1 protein-coding gene is annotated in these 3,155 nt (G+C 55.2%); it reads left to right on the top strand.

Going from position 1 to position 3,155, the window contains the following annotated elements; genetic code table 11:
- Positions 1–265: 265 nt before the first annotated feature.
- Positions 266–3,155: YPDG domain-containing protein (locus tag HMPREF3170_RS12070; RefSeq protein ID WP_070479556.1), on the top strand; the 2,890-nt coding region annotated here is incomplete at its 3' end.

Genomic DNA, 3,155 nt, shown 5'->3' with positions numbered 1-3,155 from the left:
GGGGGGGGGGTAAGTATTTAGATGTACAAAAAGGTAGTAATCCACCCGTCAATGGACTATACGGAGGGCGAAAGTCGACGTTTGTAAGTCTGTGACCTGCAAAATTAGAAAACAACTGTACGTAATCTGTGGCCTGTATGGATTGATACAATTTTTGGTGAATGGCTTTTAATTGGCATGAATAATCATTTTGTCTGGAAGTTTATCCAGTGATTTGGTTGGTGAATTGAAAGTCATACCGCTTGGATCAATGGAAGGAATCTTCATGCGAAGCTCATATAAAGCGCGTCGTGGCACCTCGATTGCTGCAGCCGCATTGTCGTTTGCGTTGGTAGCGCCATTCGCGCAGCCGGTCGCGTTTGCTCAGGAGGAAACTCCAGCAGTTGCGGATCAGAATCCGGCCGCGCCAGCGGTCGATGAGAATGGTGTGATTGATGCCGACATGATCGCCAGTGGCCGCGTCACCAAGGCTGCCAACCTGACTGACGCACACGGTGTTGGTAAGGGTCTGATATCGGGTCACGTGTATGCGACCGGCCCGGAGGGCAACCCGGGATCGACTATCGATAACGGAAACATTCCACTGGACGGCGTCACCGTTTACGCACAGTTCCAGGACAAAGACGGTTCGTACTCGCCAATCTTTAAGGCAGAGACCCACACCCTGCCGGATGTTGTCGGTGGCAACGGCGGTCAGGGTACGTTCGCTTTTGGTACCGGGGATAAAGGCATTACCTGGACCGACAAGCTCGGGGTGGAGCACACCTGGTCTGCTCGTACGGATCAAAAACACCGTATCTGGGTAGAGCCGTACACCAACGAGCGCGGCAACAAGATGGTCATGTTCCGACAGGCCAACGGCTTTGTCCCGGGCTCTTTCAACGGTGTAGTTGAGGGCCCCCTCGGTTCCTTCGTTGCTGCTGATGGCAACATCCAGTTGATGGCGGCTTTCTACCAGGAAGTTCCACCGAGCCACGAAACCAGCTGGATGGCTGCGAAGGGTGACAAGCTTGTCGAGGACCCTAAGGGACCGATCGATTTGGCATCGACGCAGACCGACGTTCCGAACACCATTTCCGGCACCGTCTGGCTCGAGACTGGTGGCCCAGACAAGGGCATCGTCGCTACTGGTCCGTCTTTCAATGGCGTCGACGAAGCTGCGGATGGCTACACCGTATATGCATCCACCTTGACCAAGGATGGTGCTGCAGCAAACCAGAAGCTGCACGAGCAGTACAAGGACGATCCGAACCAGCTAGCAGATGCAACCAAGAAGATGCTTGAGGACCACCCCGAGTACATCCTCAAGACCGTCTACGGAAAAACCAACAACAAGGGTGAATACACCCTGCGCTTTGGCGCGTACGAGAAGGGCCAGGATCGCGAGGATATCCTGAATCCGAACCATGTCTTCGTGTGGGTCGAAAACAAGGACGGTGTAGTCCAGAACGGTTACACGGGCTTCCACACTCCAGTTTTCCAACGCTTCAATGATGGTGGAAACTTCCGAGCTTCGGCTATTCCAGGCGAGAACCAGCTGCCGATCGACTTCACTGGTGTTCCGTTCCAGAATCTGAACTCCCTGTACAACGTCAACTACGCGGTTATGCCGTACACCCCGGTGTCGATCACGGCTGACTACAACGCGACGGACAAGCCGGCTGCTCCTGGAATGACGGTGACCCCAGAGTTCAACGGTGATTTGTCGACTTTGCCGTCGAAGGTTGAGTGGCGCGACCAGAAGGGCAACGTCAAGAAGACTTGCGAACTCGACCAATCCAAGGGCATTAAGGCCCAGGTGAAGGCTTGCACCTTCGACATCCCAGAGGATGCAAAGAAGGGTGATTACTTCAACGTTGTCCTGGTTTCCGGCGGTAACGACGTCTCCGCATGGACCGTTCTGGTGACGAATGACGCGGATGAATTGACCCCTGCGTACGAGGAAAAGCACGTCGTGCCGGGTGAGGAGACGAAGTCTTCTCCGACATTCACCAAGACTGGTGAAGATAAAGAGGGCAACCCGACCGAAGAGAAGGTCGACGCGCCTAAGGGGTCGAAGTTCGCAATCCCAGAAGATTACACGGCTCCTGACGGTTATGCCGTCAAGATCGATGAGAACACGGGTGAGATCACCGTGACCTTCCCGGATAAGTCCAAGCTGAACAAGGACACCAAGGAAGAGTTTGACGTTCCGGTCACGGTGACCTACCCGGATGGTTCTAAGGATGACGCTACGGCGAAGTTCAAGCTGGACACCGACGGCGATGGCACACCTGACATCACGGATCCGGATGATGACGGTGACGGCATCCCGGATGATGAGGACAGCAACCCGAAGGTTCCGAACCAGAACTTGTCCTACGAGCCGGAGTACAAGGGCGGCGAAGGTAAGCCTGGTGGCGAAGCCAAGGTTGAGAAGCCGGAGTTCAAGGACAAGGACGGCAAACCGACCACGGTGCCGGATGACACGAAGTTCACCTCGGGTGAGAATGTTCCTGAGGGCTACGTCGTCAAGGTTGACGAGAACACCGGTGAGATCACCGTGAACATCCCGGACACCGCCAAACCAGGCGACGAGGTCAAGATTCCTGTCGTTGTGACCTATCCGGATGGAACCAAGGACAACGTTGACGTCACCGTCACGGTGACCGACAAGGACAAGGACCTTTACGAGCCGTCCTACGAGGACAAGCTCGTCGTCCCAGGCAAGGAGACAAAGTCTTCGCCGACCTTCACCGACAAGGATGGCAAGGACGCAACCGCTCCTGAGGGCTCCAAGTTCAAGATCACCGATGGCTTTACTGCGCCTGAGGGCTACGAGGTCTCTATCGATGAGAACACCGGTGAGGTCACGGTGACCTTCCCGGATAAGTCCAAGCTGAACAAGGAGACCACGGAAGAGTTCGATGTTCCGGTCACGGTGACCTACCCAGATAAGTCCACGGACGAGGCCAAGGCGAAGTTCAAGCTGGATACCGATGGTGACGGCACGCCTGATCTCACGGATACGGATGATGACGGTGACGGCATCCCGGATGATCAAGACAGCAACCCGAAGGTTCCAAACGCGAACGATCACTTCGACCCGAACTATGAGGACGGGTCTGGTAAGCCTGGTGAGGATGTGAAGGTTCCTGCTCCGACGTTTAAGGATA

The sequence above is a fragment of the Corynebacterium sp. HMSC08D02 genome, from assembly GCF_001807505.1.
Classification (GTDB): domain Bacteria; phylum Actinomycetota; class Actinomycetes; order Mycobacteriales; family Mycobacteriaceae; genus Corynebacterium; species Corynebacterium pseudogenitalium.
This window is presented reverse-complemented; position numbering and strand designations above follow the sequence as displayed.